Raw genomic sequence first — 21,193 nt, forward strand, 5'->3', positions numbered from 1 at the left:
GTATTAATTTTTACTTTTACACTGTTTTTATTAATTCTAAATAAAAATAATAACCAAAACAAATTTTATTTTAATGAAGTATTTTAATCTGAAAACATGTCGTTTTCTATTTTCAATCAGTTTTCTATTTTCAATCAGTTTGCTATTATCAGCATTTACAGTTTTTTCACAACAAAACCATGGAAAAATAAAAGGTACAATCACCACATCTGACGGCGATGCCGCAGCAGGTGTAAACATTATTCTTAAAAACTCTAAGTATGTGACCATTTCCAATGAAGAGGGTGTTTTTGAATTCAACAGAGTAAAACCAAATACCTACACTTTACAGGTTTCTTTGACAGGCTATCAAACTTTAGAACAAGAAGTAACAGTAACAGAAAATGAAACAGCGGTCCTTAATTTACAATTAAAAGTATCAAAAAAAGAATTAAAGGAAGTTGTAATAAGCAACCGAAAAAGCATCTTATCTAAAAAGACAGATTATGTTGCAAGAATGCCTATATCTAATCTAGAAAACCCACAGGTTTATAGTGTAATTCATAAAGAACTGTTGCAGGAGCAAGTAGCGGTAAACATTGAAAGTGCCATAAGAAATACGCCAGGAGCTGTTCCTGTTACTTATCCATCTGGAGGAATTGGTATTTCATTTAGAGGATTTACTACAGGAATAAATGCCCGTAATGGTATGGAAACATCAAGTAATCGCTCTTCTATTGATTTGGCAAATGTGGAAAGAATTGAAGTCATGAAAGGGCCGTCCGGAACTTTATTTGGTTCAACTATTTCATCTTTTGGAGGTGTGGTAAATTTAGTTACTAAAAAACCTTTTGAAACTATTGCATCAGAAGTGTCTTATACAGCCGGAAGCTTTGGATTAAACCGTCTTACTGCAGATGTAAATACTCCTTTAAATAAGGATAAAACAGTATTATTTAGAATTAACCTTGCGGTTAATAATCAAAAAAGTTTTTTAAATTATGGTTTCAACAAAACTATTTCAGTAGCTCCAAGTCTTACTTTTAAGGCAAATGAAAAACTTACTTTTAATATTGATGCGGAGCTGATAACCTCAAACAATACCAGACGTACTTACAACATATACAATGAAGATTCCGGAATAAATAATCCTGAAGATTTAAAAATTGATTATAAAAAAACATTATTTCATGACGATAATGATGCTAAAACTTCAGCAAACAAAATTTTTGCACAAGCAGAGTATCAAATTGCTGAAAATTGGAAATCTACAACCCTATTTTCATTTATGGGCGAAAATGTTGAACGCAGTTATCAAACTTATTTGATATGGAGTTCTCCCACTGTGGCAACAAGAAGAGTTGGTAACTGGGGCCCTATTTATGATAATTATACTAATATTCAGGAAAATATTAATGGTCAATTTTCTACAGGAAGTATCAAACACAAATTTTTAGCCGGAGCAAATTACAGTTATAACAAAAACGGTTTTTCGTCAGGTGCAAAATCTTTTGACACTGTTGATGTAACAACTAATGTTGCTCCATTGAGAAGAAAAGATGTTGATGCAACATTAACACAAAATACATATCCGGTTAGCGGTACAGAAACTTTTAGCGTGTATGCTTCTGATGTAATTAATTTTACAGATAGATTATCAACTATGTTGAGTTTGCGTTTGGATAATTTTAATCGTCCGGATGTTGAAGATGAAAAAGGATATCACCAAACAGCATTATCTCCTAAATTAGGATTAGTGTATGAGATAATTGAAAATCAGGTTTCTTTATTTGCAAATTATATGAATGGATTTCAAAATTCTGCTCCCATAACTCAACCAGATGCAACTCAATTAATTTTAGACCCAATCTACGCTGTTCAATATGAAGGGGGAGTAAAAGCCGAAGTATTCAATAAAAAGTTAAGTACAACATTGAGTTATTATAAGATTCGAATTGACAATACTACAAGAACCAATGCAGAAGGATTTACCACACAAGACGGTGTACAAGTAAGTGAAGGGATTGATTTTGAACTGATTGCTAATCCTTTTACAGGTTTAAATATTTTAGCCGGATATGCCTACAATGATAATACATATATAAAAACATCAAATCCTGTAATTGATGGTAATAAAGCCTCAGAAGCTCCAGAAAATGTAGTTAACTTCTGGACAACTTATACTTTTCAAAACAAATTAAAAGGCTTAGGAGCTGGTTTTGGAGTAAATTCTGTTGGAAAAAATTATATGGCTGAGGATAATGTTTTTTATATTCCATCTTATACTGTTTATAATACAACTGTATTTTATGATCAGCCTACCTGGAGAGTTGGAGTTAAGTTAAACAATCTAACAAATGAAAAATATTGGGATTTTTATGGAAATTCGCAAGCACCAACAAACGTATTGGTTAACCTGACATTAAAATTCTAAACATAATAATTCATTAAAAATACCTCTGTTGTTATGGCCAGAGGTATTTGTCTTTTATAAATAAAACACATTTATGTCATTAAAAAAACTCATACTTAAAATCCATCTCTGGCTCGGATTAGGCTCGGGGTTAATTGTAGTAATCCTTGGAATTACAGGTTGTATATATGTTTTTGAAGAAGAATTACGTCCTGTAATACATGAATATTATCATGTAGAGGCTGTAAAAAACAAAAGACTGCCTATTAGTGAATTAATCGAAATTGCAAAAAAAGCGAACAAAGACAGCCCAAAACAGTCACTTTCAAGTTTCAAAGTAATTAATGATAATGAACATACTGTAATTATCTCGTTTTTTGAGGAACTTGATAAAGATGCTATTTGGTATTGGAATCGTTATCAAAGCACCTACATTTATTTAGATCCGTATACAGGGAGCGTGAAAAAACGGGAAGAATACAACTTTGAGTTTTTTGTTTTTGTCAGAATGTTACACCAAACGCTTTGTTTAAACAGCAAAATAGGTGATCCAATCGTAGGAAGTGCAACCATTATATTCATCATTTCACTAATTACAGGATTGATACTCTGGTGGCCAAAAAACAAACAGGCTGCCAAACAACGATTTTGGTTCCGATGGAAAAAGACCACTAAATGGAAACGCAAAAATTACGATCTACATAATATATTAGGATATTACATGATGATTTTTGCTTTAATTATTGCACTCACCGGATTAGTCTGGGCATTTGATTGTTATGATAAAGGAGTGCAATGGGTTTTTAATGGTGGAAAAACGATTAAAAAAGAATCAAAGATTATCGAATCTGATACTACACATTTTACCTGGAAAAGTTCAGTCGATACAATTTATAATACCCTTCAAAAATTACATCCCGAAGCCAAATGCTATTTTGTTTTTCTACCAGAAGCAAATGATTCTACGGCAACAGTTGGAACTTTTACCAAATATGAAAGCCGCTTTGATGATGTAGCCATACAGTTTGACCAATACACAGCAAAAATTCTAAAAACAACAACTTATAACGATAAAAATAACGGAGAAAAATTACGATTTATTAATTACGATTTACACGTAGGCAGTATTTTAGGATTAGCAGGTAAAATACTCGCCTTTATTGCCAGTTTGATATCAGCGAGTTTACCTATCACAGGTTTTTTGATTTGGTTGGGACGAAACAATAAAAAAAAGACAACAACTATTTAGTAGTTTCGACAAAAATAAGGTTTGGTAAGTGAATTTTTAAAAATATTTCAATAAAAATTAAATATTTAGGTATTTTTATCAATAAAATAATTCTTACACAGAAACACGAACAACTAAGAATAAAACAAATATTTAAGCATTTCTTTACATTAAATACTTAGATTTGCACTATTTACTTATTAAGATACATTTTTACAAACCACAACTATGAACTATCCTAACCTACCAAAGCAATATTTTATTTTTATAATTTGCATGTTTTTAATTTCAGCCACAAATTGCCTTGCTCAGGACAAAGGAAAACTAAGTGGAATCATAACTACATCAGATGGAATACCAGCTGCCAGTGTAAATATCATTCTCAAAAACACTAAATATAACACAATAACTAATGAAAATGGAAATTTTGAATTGAACCATATAAAAGCCAATAACTACATTTTACAAATATCTTTAACAGGTTACGAAACACTCGAACAAGAGGTAAAAGTAACAGGCAATGAAACAACAAAACTTAATTTGCAGTTAAAAGTTTCAAACAAACAACTACAAGAAGTAACTATATATAATAATAACAGAGCAAAACTCTTTCCGAAACAAAGCACTTATGTTTCAAAAATGCCCCTTAAAAACATTGAAAATCCACAAGTTTACAATGTAGTTACTGCTGATTTATTAAAAGAACAGGCGATAACAAATTTTGATGATGCCTTGAAAAATGTTCCCGGTATTCAAAAATTATGGGAATCAACAGGTCGTAGCGGAGATGGCGGATCCTTTTATACATTGAGAGGCTTTGATGTACAGGCAAATATTGTAAACGGATTACCCGGTTTAACAAATGGTAGTTTAGATCCTGCCAACATTGAAAGGATCGAAGTTATAAAAGGCCCATCCGGAACTTTGTTTGGAAGCAGCCTGATTAGTTACGGAGGACTCATTAATACAGTAACTAAAAAACCTTATTCAGGTTTTGGCACAGAAGTGTCTTATCTTACCGGAAGTTTTGGACTTAACAGAGTTACTGCTGATATAAATACCTCTATAGATGAGTCAGATAATGTTGCTGTAAGAATTAATGCTGCATATCAGACAGAAAATAGTTTTCAGGATGCAGGTTTCCGTACTTCTTTTTTTGTATCACCTGTTCTATCCTACAAGGTTAATGAAAAATTATCTTTCCTGATTAATACTGAATTTATGCAAGAAGAAAAAACAACACCTCCGATGTTATTTTTAGGAAGATCCTCACCATTGCAATTTGACAATCTTGATGAATTAAACTACAACACTAAACTTTCTTTTTATAGTAATGATTTGTCCATAAAAAACCCCAAGTTCAATTTACAGGCTCAGATGAATTACAATATTTCTGAACAATGGACTTCGCAAACAGCATTATCAAGAGGTTCTACTAAATCGGATGGCTATTATTCATATATGCCTGATAATGAAAATGGGTTAGGCGAATTTGCTGTAAATATTACCAAAGAGCAATCGCAAACAGTAACTACTGATATTCAACAAAATTTTATCGGTGATTTTAAAATCGGAAATATGCGCAATAGGATTGTTGCCGGATTTGATTACTTTTCACAAGAATTAAAATTTGGCGGTTCCGGTTATGCCTGGCTTTATAATATTACTCCACAAGGAGAAGTTAATTATCTTAATCCCTATACCGGAACTGAGGATGCTCCAACATACCCAACCCGCAGTTCTGTAGATGCTGTTCTTGCAAAATCCGGCACGACAAATTATAATAGCAAAGATGCAACATACAGTGTATATGCATCAAATGTTATCAATATTTTTCCAAGTTTAATAGCAATGGCCAGTTTACGTGTTGATCATTTTGATAATGAAGCAGATATAAAAACTGATAATGACGATTATAATCAAACATCCTTATCCCCAAAATTCGGTTTATTGTATCAGCCTATTATTGACAAGCTTTCTATATTCGCTAATTACATGAATGGTTTTAAAAACGTTTCGCCAAAAAAATCATATGATACTAATGGAAATTCTGTCGGTTCTGAAGCCTTTGATCCGGAACATGCCAATCAATTGGAATTTGGTGTTAAAGCAAATGTTCTTGACGAAAAATTAAATGCAACTCTAAATTATTATGATATCAAAGTAGTCAATTTGGTAACAATTGATCCAAAAAATCCTTTAAATAGTATTCAGGGAGGTGAATCAAGAAGCAAAGGCTTTGAATTTGATCTGAATACATCTCCTGCAAAAGGCTTAAATATTATTGCGGGCTACAGCTATAATGAGAGTAAAGTAACAAAAGGAGATATTAAAAATGTGTTTTTAGAAAAAGGCAAAAGACCAATGTGGTCAGGACCTGAAAATTTAGCTAATATTTGGGCAACTTATAAATTTCAATATGGAATGCTGAAAGATTTTGGACTAGGCTTTGGAGGAAATTATGCCAGTGAAAATGCAATTATCAACAGTGATAAACTCGGGAAATTTGTACTGCCGTCATACACTGTTATAAATGGATCCCTTTTTTACGGTACCAACAAATTTAGAGTAGCATTAAATATCAATAACATTGCCAATAAGGAATATTTCAATGGCGGATGGGGCACAGTGAATCCTCAGAAACCAAGAAATGTTTTGGTCAGTTTTAGCTATAAATTTTAAAAACACATAATAATTCCAAAAAAGAACTGATTTTTTAAATTAGTACTCTTTAATTTTTAGTCTACTTAGCAAGTAAGCAAACGTTTTTTTGAAAGCTGCTTCAAAATGATATGTTTTTTTATATCCTAACTCTTCTGTTACAAATAGGAAGGTCAAAACATACGACATTCTTTAGAAAAAGCAAAAAGCAGATCAAAAAATAAGTTTAATTCAATTCCAGATAATAAATTTGTATTATTAAGAAATTTTACAATACTTAAACCAATTTATATGCCTTACTATCAAGTAAGGCATTTTTTTTTGAAACCTTACTCCCCTAAAACCAATACATTAACAAATATTATTCATATTTAATCTAAATAATATTTGTTAAACAAGTATTAAATTTTATATTTGTATATTATTTTTATTAAGTCCAAATAATAACAAATCTATTTTTATATGAATAACTTAAAGTTCTTATTACTTTTCAGCATCTTTTTGCTATCACTTACTACTTCATTTGCCCAAAAAGGTACAATAAAAGGAACAATACAAACAAGCGACGATAAAGCTGCAGAAGGAGTTTCTGTTTCTGTAAAAGGAATAAACAAAAACACGATTGCGGATAATAATGGATCTTTTGAACTTAAAAATGTGCCTGCAGGAACACATACATTAGTAGTTACACTAGTGGGATATGATGATCTTAATCAAGAAGTAACTGTTACTGCAGGTGAAGTAACGACTGCAGATTTAAAATTGACTTTATCAAATACAGAACTGAATCAGGTTGTAGTTTTAAGTAACAAAAGCGCTTTTAAAACCAACAGAATTTCATCCTCGCTTCGTTTGCAGTCGGCTATTATTGAAATCCCGCAAAACATTCAGGTAATTACCGGAAAATTAATTCAGGATCAGCAAATATATGATATGCTTGAAGGTGTTACCCGTAACGTAAGTGGCGCTACCAGAGTAGAACACTGGGATAATTATGCTAATATTACTATGAGAGGCAGCCAGGTTGCGGCTTTTAGAAATGGGATGAATGTAAGCACTACATGGGGACCATTGACCGAAGACATGAGTATGGTAGAGCGTATCGAGTTTGTAAAAGGACCAGCCGGTTTTATGCTCGCAAATGGTAACCCAAGCGGTTTTTATAATGTTGTAACCAAAAAACCAAGCGGACGTACAAAAGGTGAGGCTAATTTTGCATTAGGAAGTTTTGACATGTACAGAGGTGCTTTAGACTTTGACGGAAAATTATCGAAAGATGGAAAGTTATTGTACAGAATCAATGCTATGGGACAAATGAAAGGCAGTCACCGTGACTTCGATTATAACAATCGTTTTTCTATCGCTCCTGTATTAAAATATTTAATTGATGATCAAACCTCACTTACATTAGAATATACTTATCAATTTTCTCAGGTTCTTGCAATAGGTTCAAACTATCTTTTTTCTAACAAAGGATACGCAGATTTGCCTAAAAGTTTTACTAATGCTGAGCCAAATTTTGATCCAACCAATATGAATGACCAAAGTATTTTGGCAATTTTGGAGCACAAATTAAGTGATAATTGGAAATTTACAGGACAAGCTGCTTATTTTAACTTCAAACAAGAAGGAATGTCAATGTGGCCTCAATACCCTGGATTTGATTCTGGAAACGATAATATTTTACACCGTGGAGTATCTATCTGGGATGTTTTAGGAATAGCCAAAACAGGTCAATTTTTCGTAAATGGTGAAGAAAAAACCGGCTCTATTACTCACAAAATTTTAGGCGGTCTTGATATGAGTGACAAATTAAATTATCATGACTGGAGCCAGACGTTTGCTTTGAATGGCTATGATTTTAATGGTAATATTGTTCCTTTTGATATTTATAACCCAACTCATGGTAATGTTCCAGCTAATAAATTACCTGTTTTTGACAGAAGTAAAGATATCAGAGAAAGAGGTGTACAATATCGCAATGGGTACAACGCTTTTTACCTACAGGATGAGTTAGGATTTTTTGATAACAGTCTTCGTGTAACGCTTGCGGGCAGATATACAACACTAAAAACTTCAAATGCATACTCAGGATCATATAAAGACAGTAAATTTACGCCTCGATTGGGTGTAAGCTATTCTTTAGACAAAAATACTTCGGCTTATTTTGTAAGAGATGAATCGTTTAATGAAAACTATGGAACTGACTGGCAAGGGAAAAGTTTTGATCCACAAACGGGTACTAATCTTGAGTTTGGTTTCAAAAGAGACTGGATGAACGGAAAATGGAATTCGACCTTTGCAGTATATCAAATTACAAATAAAAACATTTTGACTGCGGATCCGGACCACTCTACAGGAGGCATTCAGTATATGAGACAAAGTGGAGAACAAAAAGTAAAAGGTTTTGAAGCTGATATTAGAGGAGAAATTGTTAAGAATCTTGATGTGGTTATAAATTATGCTTTTACAGAAGCAAAAGTCACTAAAGATACAGACCAGTCATTAGTAGGAACTCAGGTTGCAGGAACTTCAAGACATGTTCAGAATACCTGGTTAAACTATAAAATGGATCAAGGAGCATTAAATGGTTTAGGGCTTTCGATTGGTTACCAATATCAAATCGACAGATCTCCATGGTTTGTTTCTGACAGCGACGAAACAGCTTTACCTGATTATTTCCGTTTAGATGGTGGAATTACATACCAAAAAGGAAAAATGACTTATAACGTAATTGTAAATAACATTTTAGACGAATATTTATATTCTGGTGGAAAATACGATCCGGGGTATTATTACTGGCAAGCAGAACCGGGAACAAACGTTCGCTTGTCGGTTAGTTACAAATTCTAAATAAAAATGAATCCTTTAAATTAGTTTTTAAGGGATTTTATCACAAACAATAATTAAAAACGTACTTATTATGAAATCAAATAACTTAAAAAAACTGGCTTTTGCAATTTTAATGCTTCTTGTAAGCCCTGCCCTTTTTGCCCACGCCTTATGGATTGAAACTAAAGCTACTGGTACAAAAGGCAAGGCTCAGGAAATATCCATATATTTTGGAGAATTCGCAGATAACGATATTACCAAAGCCGACAAATGGTTTTCAGATTTAAAAGACTTTACTTTAGTATTGGTTTCTCCTTCAAAAAAAGAAACCAAATTAACTTCTAAAGCATTAGAAAATAAATATCAGGCATTTTTTACACCTGATGAAGACGGAGTTTACACCATTGTAATGCACCACAAAGTAAAAGATATTTACGGAACTATGGTTTTAGATTACAATTCAAGTGCAACAGTTGTAGTAGGAAACAAAACTGCAGGAAACTATGCAACGGCAAATAATAATGTAATTAGCGTTTTTAGTGAAAATGCAGACATCGCTAAGAAAAACGCCAAAATCGACATATTTGCTTTGTACGAAGGCGCTTCTGCCAAAAAGCAAAAAGTAAAAGTAATTGCCCCAAACGGGTGGGAAAAAGAATTATGGACAAACGATAAAGGAGAAATCTCTTTTACGCCAATCTGGCCAGGAAATTACATGGTAGAATTTGCTTATACCGAAAAAGTATCAGGAGAACATAACAGTAAAAAATATGATGAAATTTGGAAAATGGCAACTTATTTAATTGCCGTAAAATAAATTTAAGTTTTATGATTTAATTAAGCCTTTTTCAATTCAGAAAAAGGCTTTTTTTGTTTAAATCATTTTAAAATATCTTATTTTTCTTATATTATTGAAGCGATATATTTAAAAAAATAATAATAAACGACTAACAAACAAATAGTTGTAAAATTAATAGTAATTAATCTAAATAAACTTTTAAATAATAAACATACCCGCTATATTTGCAAAAAAAATTATTTTAAATTATTCTAAATAAACACCATGAAATATATTTTACTTTTCAGTTTATCATTTCTAAGTTTTGCTACTTACAGCCAGGATTATTCAAATAACGATACTGCATCAGCAATTAATGATACTGTAAAAAACAAAAAAGGTGAAGTTCTTAATGAGGTTAAAATTACTGCCAACAAACCAAAAAAACCAATTTCTGCAGCTCGCTCAGGAATTAAGGTAATGGATTTACCACAAAGTGTTCAGATTGTTGGAAGTGAAGTTATCGAACAACAGCAGGCTATTCGTTTAAGTGACGTTATAAAAAATGCTAATGGCGTTTATGTAGGTTCAGCCCGTGGTGGTGCACAAGAATCTTTTTGGTCAAGAGGCTATACGATGGATACAAATAACATGTTTAAAAATGGATTTCGCTATAATACAGGATCTATTCCAGATGTATCAGGTTTAGAAAAGGTAGAATTTTTAAAAGGGGGATCAGCATTATTATTTGGAAATGTTACCCCGGGAGGAATTCTAAATTTAGTTACCAAGACCCCAAAATTCACAGAAGGCGGTGAATTATCCATGCAAATGGGAAGCTATGCTTTTTACAAACCATCGATCGATTTTTACGGCCCTTTAAACAAATCAATCGCCTATCGTATTAATGCTTCTTACGAAAATTCAGAAAGCTTTAGGGATTATGTAAAAAATGAACGTATTTATTTTAATCCTTCGTTATTATTTAACCTTACTGAAAAAACTCATATTACATTACAAGGAGATTATCTAAGTGCCGACTGGACACCGGATTTTGGAACCGGAATTGTTGGAAAAGAAATTTTAGATTTACCACGCAATCAATTTTTTGGAGCACTTTGGTCAACGGGGAACACAAAATCTTCAAGTGTTTCATTAATACTTAATCATAACTTTAATGATAATTGGAAGTTAGGTTTTAATTCTTCTTTTCAATCCTACAGAAGAACTCAAACAACAACAGCACAATTATCTAATTTAGCTTATTCAACCAATAGCACAACAGGTGAAAAAGAAGTTCTCTGGAAAAGAGGATTAACAAAAGCTGATGCCGGAGAAAATATATTTGGAGACCAATTGAATCTTCAGGGTATCTTTAATACTGGAATAATCAAACATCAAATATTTACCGGGGTTGACTATGAATATTCTACAGCTCCAAATTATACTTTTGGTTTCTTTGATCCTGCAAAACCTGCTGATCTTGTAACAACAGAGGCAAAAGCCATAAATATCTTAAACTACGATTACAGCACTCAAAGCCTTAATGTGCCTTACAGCAACAGAATAACCCAATTGGCTACAACAGATACAAAACGCTTTGGAGCTTTTGCACAAGATTTAATTTCAATCACAGAACATATCAAGTTTTTAGGAGGAATTCGTTGGTCATGGCAGGAAAGTCAGGTTACTACAACAAAAGAAGTAATAGAAAAAGAAATAGTAAACGGACAGCCTACTAATAAAAATATAATCACAACGCCATATGAAAATGCAGTCCCTGTAACTGCGGCAAAAGCATTAAACAGAGCTTTTTCTCCAAAAGCAGGACTGGTTATACAGCCTAACAAAGATATGTCGCTATTTGCCAGCTATTCTAACTCGTTTACACCAAATACCGGAACTACAGTTGATTTTAAACCATTAGACCCATCTATCATTGATCAGTACGAAGTAGGTATCAAAAAAGATTTCTGGAAAGGAGATTTGAGTACAAATGTAACAGCTTACATGATTGAAAACAACAATTTAGCTCAAACTGCTCAATTTCAAGCAGATGGAGTTTCTGAAAATGTAAACACTAATTTAAAAGAATTAGTTGGAGCTACAAAAGGAAAAGGTATTGAAATCGATGTTACCGCAAGACCTGTTGAAGGTTTAAACATAATGGCAGGATATAGTTTTAATGAAACTAAAGTTTCAAAATCTTCGGGAACAAGCGGAAGTCTTGTGGTAGGTGATATTTTAGCAAGAACTCCTAAACATACAGCAAATTTGAGCTTTTTCTATAAATTGCCTTACGGGTTATTAAAAGGATTCTCATTTGGAGCAATTGCTAATTATGTTGGCGACCGCACAGGAGGCTGGAATGATGATTACTTATGGACAGAAATTAAACCAGCACCTACTAACCCAAATGATCCAAAATACATAGTTACTATCAGAGATCGTGACATTCCATTAGAAGGTTACGCAACTATTGATGCGTCTGTAGGTTACGAATGGAAAAAAATGTCTCTTTTATGTAAATTATCAAACATTACAGATGAGTTAAACTATACAGTTCACGAAAATTATAGTACAAACCCAATTGCTCCTCGTCAAGTAATGGTTAGTTTAAAATACAAATTATAGTAAAAAAATTCGATTTCTAAAATAATAAAAACTTTTTCTGCCTCTTTCATTTTTGAAAAGCAGAAAAAGTTTTTCCTTTTAAAATAAAAAGTATTTTTGCCGAAAGTACTTTCAATTATTACAAACCTTTTATTTAATCAAAACATGCCTAGTCCAGTTTCAGAATGCCTGTATTGTCAAAACAATGATACCTTAAGCCAGTTAATGATAAAAGTTGCAGATTTAAAAGTATCTCAACTTTTCCTTTTTAAAGAGCAATCTTATACGGGACGCTTAAATGTAGTTTACAAAGATCATGCAGTTGAATTTTATGAATTAAGCGATGAACAGCGCAATTTATTTATGGAAGATGCTGCTACAACAGCAAAAGCTATTGCAAAAGCTTTTAATCCTGATAAAATCAATTATGGAGCGTTTAGTGATACTTTATCTCACTTACACATGCACATTGTTCCGAAATACAAAGATGGCTACGGATTTGGAAGTGTTTTTGAAATGAACCCTCAAAAAACATATTTATCTGATTCAGAATATGACGCTGTTATAGAAAAAATTAAATCGAACTTGTAACACACATTTCGTTTTTTCTTTTAAAACTTTTTCTGACTCTTCTTTATGAGGCAGAAAAAGTTTTTTTTACAAAAATTTGTTTGAATCAAAGAATTAAATAACCCCCATCTTTTGCATTAAAAAAGTAGCACTTTTATTTTTACAGATTCCGTTGCGAAGTTTATAATCAAAATGCAAATCATTGTCTTTTATTTCGACTTCAAAGCATTGGTTGGTCAAAGTTTCAGGATATTCATTAGTTGTTAAACAAACTTCAATATCATGTGTCGCAATGGCACCAATTGCATTTTTAGCAATGACTTTTTTAACTACTTCAATTGTTCCGTTTCGTTTGTCATCAGAATTGGTTCCTCTCAAAATTTCATCCAGTAAAACAAAAGCCGGTTTATCTTCCAAGGCATCCATAATTTGTTTTAAACGCTTGATTTCAGCAAAAAAGTAGGATTCACTATCTGCTAAAGAGTCAGATAATCTCATTGAAACTAAAACTGGCAATGGATGAATATTAGCATTTGAAGCACAGACAACTGACCCTATACCAGCTAATACCATATTGATCCCTAAACTTCTTAAAAAAGTGCTTTTTCCCGACATATTAGAACCCGTTAAAATCATAAAAGACTGCGGATAAAAATGAGTATCATTCCCTACTCTGCTTACGGGGTTCAATAGTGGATGGCTTAGATTTGTAAATTCAATTTTATGCTCCTTGTTTATTTCAGGAAATACAAAGTCAGAATTGTTATACGCTAAATTTGCCAAGCTGTTTAAGGTTTCAAATTCCCCTATAACAGCAATCCATTTTTCAAGTTCATCTGCATACTCATTTTTCCAATTCAAAAGTGCTCTTAAAACATGGAGATTAAATAAAAAAGTTCCGTTAAAAACAGTTGCAGTAACAAAATTATTAATTGTATCCATTCTAGAAAACAATTCTGACAGCTGTTTTAAATGGGAACTGGCTTTTGCGTTTTTAAAAAACAACTGCTGTTTTAAATCATTCAGTTTCTTAGATTCAAAAGTTTCATTTTCAATTTTCTGAACCAGCAAACTATATTGCTTTATTATTTTATCAATATTTTCAGCTTTGGCAATTTCAGATCGAATACGTTTAACTCCACTTCCTAAAACAATCAGATTTCCGATAAAAACATAAGTCAGGTACGATAACAGAATAGTTTTTGAGGTAATAAAATAAGCCCCCAGAAAGCCAAAAAACAAGACAGGTAAAAGAATTGAAAGTACATTTAAAACTTTAGGTAAATAATTATTTTTAAATGATTTCCAATGCATTAACGAATCATATGAATCTTTACTGTCATGACTGACAACTGCTAAAGCAAAAAACTCCTGCCTCCAGTTTATTTTTGATTTAAGCTCTTTAACTGCTTCTTGATTTTCAAGAATACTTTCATTGGAGTTCAATTTTAATAATTGATTCGCTAATGTTTTTTTTCCAACAAAAGTTGCTGTTCTGTTTAAATTCTGAAATAAGGAATGGTCTCCAAAGATATCCAGATCATATGCATAAGGATGATGGAAATCATTAAATTCAATACCGTTTTCAAAAGGAAGTTTTTCTCTTTTTAGAAAAGAGATTTCATTTTCATTTATTTTTAAAAGTGCAATTAAAAACTGTTTTTGAAATGACAAACGCGAATGAATACGCATTAAAAATATAAAACAAATAAAAAATACAACAGCACTAATTAAGTATAAAATTTCGCTTGTTTTAATATAATAAAACATCAGTAACAAAAAACTAAAAATACTTAAGAGCCTTAAAATACTTATACTGTTATACTTTTTATTAGTTGTATGTAATGATTCGGTGTATTGCGAAACCTTGTTTTGATAATAATCCATCTTTTTAATTTAATGAATCACAAATATAGGTTTTACCAATACAAAACACTGATTATTTACATCAGAAATTAGTTATCATGCATCACTAAAACAGGAATAGAAACCTCTTTCGTTATTTTTTTAGCAAAACCAGAACTAAAAAACCCTTCAAAAAAGGATCTTTTATGTGTAATAGTCGTGAGAACATCAATATCCTTAAAAAGTATAAAATCAAGTATTGTTTCTTTGACATCATCACTTGGCAACACTAAAAATTCTACATTTTCATCAGCAAACTCGACTTCCCATTCTTTGATGGTTTGCTGGGACACATCCGAATCAGAAGTTTTAACATATAAACTTCGAACTTTTGCATCCGTTTTCTTTGCTATTTTTAATACTTTTCTCAACTCTTTTTTATCTTTTTCCCGATACCTGGTAGTAAAACCAATTACTTTTATCTTTTTAAATTTAGCATCTATCGGAACACATAACACCGGAACCTCAACCCCTGAAATCACAGAACTAGTATTGGATCCCAAAAAGAAAGTTGTCCAGTCTGAGACTCCATTTGTACCCATAATTACAAAATCAATTTGATCTTCTTTTACAGCATTTTTTAAATTATAGAGCAAATCACCATCCATTAACCGGTGTTTTATTACTATTTCATTTAAATTTCGTTCAGCAGCAATAGCCCTTAATTTAGGGATTTCATCTTTAAAAAGGTCAAATTTAGCCAATTCTATTGAACTGTAAATTGCTGCGTAATTCTCGGGGAAAAACTGACTGTCATATACCGGAATTTCAAAAGTATGCAGTAAAATGAGTTCGGCATTGACAACTTTAGCAAATTCTAAAGCATGGACAAATGCATTTGTAGCTGCTTCAGAAAAATCAGTTGGAAATAATATCTTTTTCATTTTATATCTGATTAATTGGTTTCTACTCAAATTTAATCATTATAAAGACAAAACAAACTGATAATTATCAGGATTTTAACAGTTAATAATTTCTTAATAGTGCTATTTTAGACTCTTTAATGTATCATTTGTCATTTTCATAGCTCGTAAGATTTCTGCTTTTTTCTTACCTTTGCAAGATGATAAATCAAGATTCTATAGTGGCATTGGCTACTCCATCCGGAGCAGGAGCTATTGCTATAATTCGTATTTCAGGTGCTGAAGCAATCTCCATTGGAAACTCTGTTTTTAAATCTATAAAAAATAAGGACTTAACAAAGCAAAAGACCCATACTTTACATTTGGGCCACATTGTGGATAACGAAAAAACGCTGGATGAAGTTTTAGTATCTGTTTTTAAAGGACCTAACTCTTACACCGGGGAAGATACAATCGAAATTTCATGTCATGGTTCAACTTATATCCAACAACAAATTATCCAGTTATTATTGAGAAAAGGCTGTCGTATGGCTGATGCTGGAGAATTTACCCTGAGAGCTTTCCTAAACGGCAAATTGGATTTATCACAGGCAGAAGCTGTTGCCGATTTGATTTCTTCTGACAATGAAGCTTCACACCAAATTGCCATGCAGCAAATGCGAGGCGGTTTTAGTAATGAAATTGCCCGGTTAAGAGAAGAGCTTTTGAACTTCGCATCTTTAATTGAACTAGAATTGGATTTTGCAGAAGAAGATGTTGAATTTGCAGACCGAACACAATTTTATGAGTTATTAAACCGAATCGAATTTGTCCTAAAACGTCTAATCGACTCATTTGCTATTGGAAACGTCATTAAAAATGGAATCCCGGTTGCTATCGTCGGAGAACCAAATGTTGGTAAATCAACTTTGTTAAATGCCTTATTAAACGAAGAGCGGGCAATTGTTTCTGACATAGCCGGAACAACACGCGATACTATTGAAGATGAATTGGTTATTGGCGGAATTGGGTTTAGATTTATCGATACAGCAGGAATTCGTGAAACAAAAGATGTTGTTGAAAGCATTGGAATAAAAAAGACTTTCGAAAAAATCGACCAGGCTCAAGTTGTTGTTTATTTGTTTGATGGTTTAAAGTTTCAGCTTTCAAGTTCTGAATTTGTTTCAGAGATTGAACAAATCAAAAATAAATACCCATTAAAACCTTTATTAATTGTTGTTAATAAAAAGGATGTTTTGTCTCACGAAGAAGTCTTAAACATTACAAATCAACTTGAGAATCTAAATGCTAAGCTTCTTTTAATTTCTGCCAAACAAAAAATTGGTGTTGATGATTTAAAAAATGAATTACTTTCTTTTGTAAATACCGGTGTACTAAGAAATAACGAAACTATAATCACAAATACAAGACATTATGATTCATTGCTTAAAGCTTTAGACGAAATACAAAAAGTAAAATTTGGCCTTGAAACGAACCTTTCCAGTGACTTAATTGCACTGGATATTAAAGAAGCTCTTTATCAGTTCGGGCTTATCACAGGTCAGGTCAGCAATGACGAATTATTGGGTAATATTTTCGCTAATTTCTGCATTGGAAAATAGAAAGACAAAACATCACAAAATAAAGACAATTAAACGAGTTAACATATTGATAAACAATATTTTAACTCTTTTTTTATTAGCGTTTTCTTTTTGATATTAGTTGATGTTTTGATTAAATTTGTACCGTTTTTGTACCTCGAAAACACGAGGTACAAAAAATATTTTTTTTTGGCCAGATAATGGCACGCAGAGACACACATAGTCACAGTGGGACACTTAAAGTCACATTCTATGAGTTCAAACATTAAGATTAACAGAATCTGCGAATTCTGTAAAAATGAATTTACAGCCCGCACCACAAAAACGCTTTATTGCTCTCTTAAATGCAGCAGCAGAGCCTACAAAGCAAGAACACGGAATCAGCAGAAGGACTATTTACCGGATAATTTCCAGAGGAGAGCTTGATATAGCAAAATTTGGAACAAGGACAGTAATCAGAAGATCTGATATGGATGGATTCTTTACGATCCCTTTACAGGAATCTATGCTACGTCCTGTTCAGGTATTTCCGGGATTAGAACAATGCTATACCATAACGCAAATACAGCAGAAATTTTCTATTTCCCCAGGAGCGCTATACATGCTCATACAAAGGCATAGTATCGTTAAATATGCTGTAGGGAAATTTAACTATGTGGCTAAAAAAGATATCGATATTATATTTGGTTCTGTCGCATCTGTCAGAATAAAATATAAGTTTTTAAATGATTTAAAAGTTAAACTGCCAATTTACAAAATGATTTAAACATAGTTATCACTGGTCTAACCATTTGATTCTTTCTCAGCATATGCACAACTTCAATTCCGCTCAATGTTCGTCTGGCCGATTCAAAACTTTTAAAACCTAATCCATTTTGTATTCGCCACTTGATAAAAAGATGATCCTGTTCCACAATATTGTTGAGATATTTACACTGCCGGATTTTAATCTTTGAGAATGAACGTTTATTATATACTTTGATCGCTGCGGTATTAGAACCGCTTTTATCAATGTTTATTACTCTTGGTTTGTAGTTATTACTAATTGCTTTAATTAGAAAAGACTGAGCGCTCATTCTTTGTCTTTTTCTGGTCAAAAGAAGGTCAACCGTATTGCCTAATTTATCAACCGCCCTATATAAATAACACCAAATACCTTTTACTTTGATATAGGTTTCATCCAATCTCCATCTTGCCCCTACTTTGCCCTTTTTCTTCTTCATCTCTGACTCAAGCAAAAGTGTAAATTTATAAACCCAGCGTTGGATAGTGGCATGATCCATAATAACTCCCCTAATCTTCATTATTTCTTCAATGTCACGGTAACTAAGTGTAAATCTTAATTTAAAATACACTGCCTGAAGAATGATATATTTTGTATAAAAATGACCTTTAGTATTCATTTTTTGATGGGTTTAAAATTATAAAGATAAAGTTATTCCCAAATGCAAAAGAACCCTATAATTTGCTTGTAGACATCAATGTTCAGACTAAGCTGCAAAATTAAATACCATGATCTAGATATAATAGGTTTAAGAACAGAGATAATCGCCTCAGGCCTTTCTTATATAAACTAAAAATTACACATTGATAATCAATAGTTTAATTATATAACTTATTAGCTTAACTCTGTAAATATCAATGCATAAAAGCGAGTAACCTTTGATTAATCATAAAAATTATTAAAATGAAAAATATCAATCTTAAAAAAACAAAAGGGCAACTTGCAAAACTATCTACAGTCTTGATCCTATTATTTGCTTTTACGGTACTACAATCGTGTACTACCAAGTATAAATTTTCAACCTCATCAGTGGTTCCGGCTGCGGAAGGCTCTGTAACGGTTAAAAAAGACAATAACAGCAACTACATTATTAATTTGCATGTAAAGCGTTTAGCCGACCCCAAAAGACTGGATCCTGCAAAAGAAATCTACATTGTCTGGATGGAAACCGAACAGAACGGAAGAAAAAATATTGGGCAACTCAAAACAGCAAGCGGAATGTTTTCCAGTGCTCTGAAAAGTTCACTTAAAACTGTATCCAGCTTTAAGCCAACGGGTTTTTTCATTACAGCAGAAAACGATCCCAATATTCAGTACCCCGGCGGTCAGATCGTACTCAGTACAGGATCGCTGTAAAAAACTAATTGCATTGAGTTTGTATTACTAATTAATTGCTTTAATTAGAAAAGACTGAGCGCTCATTCTCTGTGTTTTTCTGGTCAAAAGAAAGTCAACCGTATTACCTAATTTATCTACTGCTCTATATAAATAACACCAAATACCTTTTACTTTGATATAGGTTTCATCCAATCTCAAGCTTGTCCCCACTCTAACCTTTCGATTTTTCATCTTCGACTCAAGCTAAGGTGTAAACTTATAAACCCAGCGTTGGATCGTGGCATGATCCGCAAGCACTCCTCTAATTTTTATTATTTCCTCAACATCACGGTAACTAAGTGTAAATCTTAATTTAAAATACATTGCCTAAAGAATGATATATTTTGGATAATAACCTTTAGTATTCATTTTTTGATGGGTTTAAAATTATAAAGATAAAAGTTATTTCCAGATGCGACAGAACCGAAAACTAATAGTTGGGTGTTTTTAATTTAAAACCCTTTCCGCTTTAAAAAACTAAAAGGGTTACAGTATCAATTATATATTTTATCTGAATTAGAGCTATTTTAAAATTTAAATCCTAACAGGTTTTTGAAGTCTTTTAGGATTTAAATTAATTTAGATAATTTAGTGTTATCTCTATATCCGTTATTATTCATATACCAATCTTTATAGACAGATCACCGACTTTCAGCCCATTGATTAAACTTTAAATAAGCTTTTGTAATATCTTGTTTTTCTAAGGGATAAGCAAATTGTAAAGGAATATTAATTGCCCAAGGTAAATTTTCATCAGATATGTAATATTTTTGAGCAGCTAAATTGCTGTCATCATCTGCAGTACCAAATTTAGATTTGTCAGCCAAATCAGTTGGTGCGCTCCCTGCTAAATGTATTTCTTTTCCACGAACACCACCTATTACAAGAAATGGATTGTAAGGTGCAGTTCCAAAATTGCTTACTGACACCGGCGTTATAAATTCTATTTTCACCTTCATTGTTTTAGGAGCGCCGTTGGAACCACTAGAATTAAGTCCTTTAAAAGGATCATCAAAAATAGGAACAACTGCTTTTGATTGATTTACTTCTGTTCCTTTTGAATTTAAAGCAAAAACATCATTACTTAAATTTTGTCCTGTAACCGATTTTACATTACTTGAAGTTGTGTTAAATTGTAATGAAAACTCATTTTTCATTGCAGCACTATTTGCTCTAACGGTTAATACAGCTTTTACTTCTACTACCTTATTATCAGCATTTGTTACTTGATTAAAATTATAATCAACTACCAAATCGTTAAAATCATAATCACCTTTGTTTGGCCACAAATCTTCGTAGGCAACTGATCCAACACTATTTTTGGATGGATAATAATTGTTAAACGCTTTTGTAGGATATGTCAGACACTCATCTAGTGAATCACCTACACCATCGCTACCAGCGTCTTTTGGTGTATCTATTGGTTTAATTTTATCAGTATTAGCAGCAGTGTAGGGAGAAATAGTTGAATAAAAAATTCCATCATTAAAATCTTCGTCTGAACTACCTTGACGGTTAATATCCTCAAAACCAATTAATAAAAGTTGACGTTGAGCGTCTTTTAAAATTACATTGTGTTTTTTTTTATCAATATTAGATTACGTCTATTG

General features: G+C 32.2%; 15 protein-coding genes. 10 read left to right on the forward strand and 5 right to left on the reverse strand.

Annotated features, from left to right (window positions below; all coding sequences use genetic code 11):
* The first annotated feature begins 73 nt into the window (after positions 1-73).
* The 7 genes from BXU10_RS15840 (at position 74) to BXU10_RS15870 (ending at position 13,095) form a co-directional block, all read left to right on the forward strand.
* The gene (locus tag BXU10_RS15840; protein WP_078228335.1) at positions 74-2,413 is read left to right on the forward strand and encodes a TonB-dependent receptor; all 2,340 of its coding nucleotides are present in this window, start codon (positions 74-76) and stop codon (positions 2,411-2,413) included.
* Between the two features lie 73 nt (positions 2,414-2,486).
* Complete coding sequence (locus tag BXU10_RS15845) at positions 2,487-3,641, forward strand: PepSY domain-containing protein (protein WP_078228338.1); 1,155 nt, start codon at positions 2,487-2,489, stop codon at positions 3,639-3,641.
* Between the two features lie 207 nt (positions 3,642-3,848).
* On the forward strand, positions 3,849-6,302 hold the full coding sequence (locus BXU10_RS15850; RefSeq protein WP_078228341.1) for a TonB-dependent receptor: 2,454 nt from the start codon (positions 3,849-3,851) through the stop codon (positions 6,300-6,302).
* Positions 6,303-6,743: 441 nt separating this feature from the next.
* On the forward strand, positions 6,744-9,134 hold the full coding sequence (locus BXU10_RS15855) for a TonB-dependent receptor (RefSeq protein ID WP_078228343.1): 2,391 nt from the start codon (positions 6,744-6,746) through the stop codon (positions 9,132-9,134).
* A 70-nt stretch (positions 9,135-9,204) separates the two neighbouring features.
* Entirely contained in the window at positions 9,205-9,930 is a 726-nt protein-coding gene (locus tag BXU10_RS15860) for a hypothetical protein (protein ID WP_078228346.1), read from the forward strand.
* Positions 9,931-10,176: 246 nt separating this feature from the next.
* A complete protein-coding gene (locus BXU10_RS15865; protein WP_078228348.1) occupies positions 10,177-12,525 on the forward strand; it encodes a TonB-dependent siderophore receptor in 2,349 nt (782 codons plus the stop codon).
* Positions 12,526-12,669: 144 nt separating this feature from the next.
* A complete protein-coding gene (locus BXU10_RS15870) occupies positions 12,670-13,095 on the forward strand; it encodes an HIT family protein (protein ID WP_078228857.1) in 426 nt (141 codons plus the stop codon).
* Between the two features lie 93 nt (positions 13,096-13,188).
* On the opposite strand, the gene BXU10_RS15875 is transcribed toward BXU10_RS15870, so the two are convergent.
* Together BXU10_RS15875 and BXU10_RS15880 are read right to left on the reverse strand one after the other, a co-directional pair.
* Entirely contained in the window at positions 13,189-14,961 is a 1,773-nt protein-coding gene (locus BXU10_RS15875) for a DNA mismatch repair protein (protein WP_078228350.1), read from the reverse strand.
* Positions 14,962-15,029: 68 nt separating this feature from the next.
* Positions 15,030-15,863: a universal stress protein gene (locus BXU10_RS15880; RefSeq protein ID WP_078228352.1), complete on the reverse strand. Its 834-nt coding sequence runs from the start codon at positions 15,861-15,863 to the stop codon at positions 15,030-15,032.
* Between the two features lie 179 nt (positions 15,864-16,042).
* Here BXU10_RS15880 and mnmE point away from each other — a divergent pair, with 179 nt between their 5' ends.
* A complete protein-coding gene (gene mnmE, locus BXU10_RS15885) occupies positions 16,043-17,443 on the forward strand; it encodes a tRNA uridine-5-carboxymethylaminomethyl(34) synthesis GTPase MnmE (protein WP_078228354.1) in 1,401 nt (466 codons plus the stop codon).
* Positions 17,444-17,720: 277 nt separating this feature from the next.
* Positions 17,721-18,188 (forward strand): helix-turn-helix domain-containing protein, encoded by a 468-nt coding sequence (locus BXU10_RS15890; RefSeq protein WP_223255476.1) that lies wholly within the window; start codon positions 17,721-17,723, stop codon positions 18,186-18,188.
* Here the strand turns inward: BXU10_RS15890 and BXU10_RS15895 are convergent.
* Positions 18,160-18,825, reverse strand: coding sequence for an IS6 family transposase (locus BXU10_RS15895; RefSeq protein ID WP_078228357.1), 666 nt, complete (start codon positions 18,823-18,825; stop codon positions 18,160-18,162). The genes BXU10_RS15890 and BXU10_RS15895 overlap by 29 nt on opposite strands.
* Positions 18,826-19,109: 284 nt before the next feature.
* Between BXU10_RS15895 and BXU10_RS15900 the strand changes: the two genes are divergently transcribed.
* The gene (locus BXU10_RS15900) at positions 19,110-19,562 is read left to right on the forward strand and encodes a hypothetical protein (protein WP_223255477.1); all 453 of its coding nucleotides are present in this window, start codon (positions 19,110-19,112) and stop codon (positions 19,560-19,562) included.
* A 27-nt stretch (positions 19,563-19,589) separates the two neighbouring features.
* Here the strand turns inward: BXU10_RS15900 and BXU10_RS25765 are convergent, their stop codons facing one another.
* Both BXU10_RS25765 and BXU10_RS15910 read right to left on the reverse strand, forming a co-directional pair.
* Entirely contained in the window at positions 19,590-19,775 is a 186-nt protein-coding gene (locus BXU10_RS25765; protein WP_078228359.1) for a DDE-type integrase/transposase/recombinase, read from the reverse strand.
* Positions 19,776-20,224: 449 nt separating this feature from the next.
* Positions 20,225-21,175, reverse strand: coding sequence for an LruC domain-containing protein (locus tag BXU10_RS15910; RefSeq protein ID WP_223255499.1), 951 nt, complete (start codon positions 21,173-21,175; stop codon positions 20,225-20,227).
* Positions 21,176-21,193 lie beyond the last annotated feature (18 nt).

Source organism: Flavobacterium sp. LM4, from assembly GCF_002017935.1.
Taxonomy (GTDB): domain Bacteria; phylum Bacteroidota; class Bacteroidia; order Flavobacteriales; family Flavobacteriaceae; genus Flavobacterium; species Flavobacterium chungangense.

Excerpts from the sequence above, each read along its gene's own strand:
- BXU10_RS15840 (WP_078228335.1), top strand. The coding sequence starts at position 74 with ATGAAGTATTTTAATCTGAAAACATGTCGTTTTCTATTTTCAATCAGT.
- BXU10_RS15845 (WP_078228338.1), top strand. The coding sequence starts at position 2,487 with ATGTCATTAAAAAAACTCATACTTAAAATCCATCTCTGGCTCGGATTA.
- BXU10_RS15850 (WP_078228341.1), top strand. The coding sequence starts at position 3,849 with ATGAACTATCCTAACCTACCAAAGCAATATTTTATTTTTATAATTTGC.
- BXU10_RS15855 (WP_078228343.1), top strand. The coding sequence starts at position 6,744 with ATGAATAACTTAAAGTTCTTATTACTTTTCAGCATCTTTTTGCTATCA.
- BXU10_RS15860 (WP_078228346.1), top strand. The coding sequence starts at position 9,205 with ATGAAATCAAATAACTTAAAAAAACTGGCTTTTGCAATTTTAATGCTT.
- BXU10_RS15865 (WP_078228348.1), top strand. The coding sequence starts at position 10,177 with ATGAAATATATTTTACTTTTCAGTTTATCATTTCTAAGTTTTGCTACT.
- BXU10_RS15870 (WP_078228857.1), top strand. The coding sequence starts at position 12,670 with ATGCCTAGTCCAGTTTCAGAATGCCTGTATTGTCAAAACAATGATACC.
- BXU10_RS15875 (WP_078228350.1), bottom strand. The coding sequence starts at position 14,961 with ATGGATTATTATCAAAACAAGGTTTCGCAATACACCGAATCATTACAT.
- BXU10_RS15880 (WP_078228352.1), bottom strand. The coding sequence starts at position 15,863 with ATGAAAAAGATATTATTTCCAACTGATTTTTCTGAAGCAGCTACAAAT.
- mnmE (WP_078228354.1), top strand. The coding sequence starts at position 16,043 with ATGATAAATCAAGATTCTATAGTGGCATTGGCTACTCCATCCGGAGCA.
- BXU10_RS15890 (WP_223255476.1), top strand. The coding sequence starts at position 17,721 with ATGAATTTACAGCCCGCACCACAAAAACGCTTTATTGCTCTCTTAAAT.
- BXU10_RS15895 (WP_078228357.1), bottom strand. The coding sequence starts at position 18,825 with ATGAATACTAAAGGTCATTTTTATACAAAATATATCATTCTTCAGGCA.
- BXU10_RS15900 (WP_223255477.1), top strand. The coding sequence starts at position 19,110 with ATGAAAAATATCAATCTTAAAAAAACAAAAGGGCAACTTGCAAAACTA.
- BXU10_RS25765 (WP_078228359.1), bottom strand. The coding sequence starts at position 19,775 with ATGAAAAATCGAAAGGTTAGAGTGGGGACAAGCTTGAGATTGGATGAA.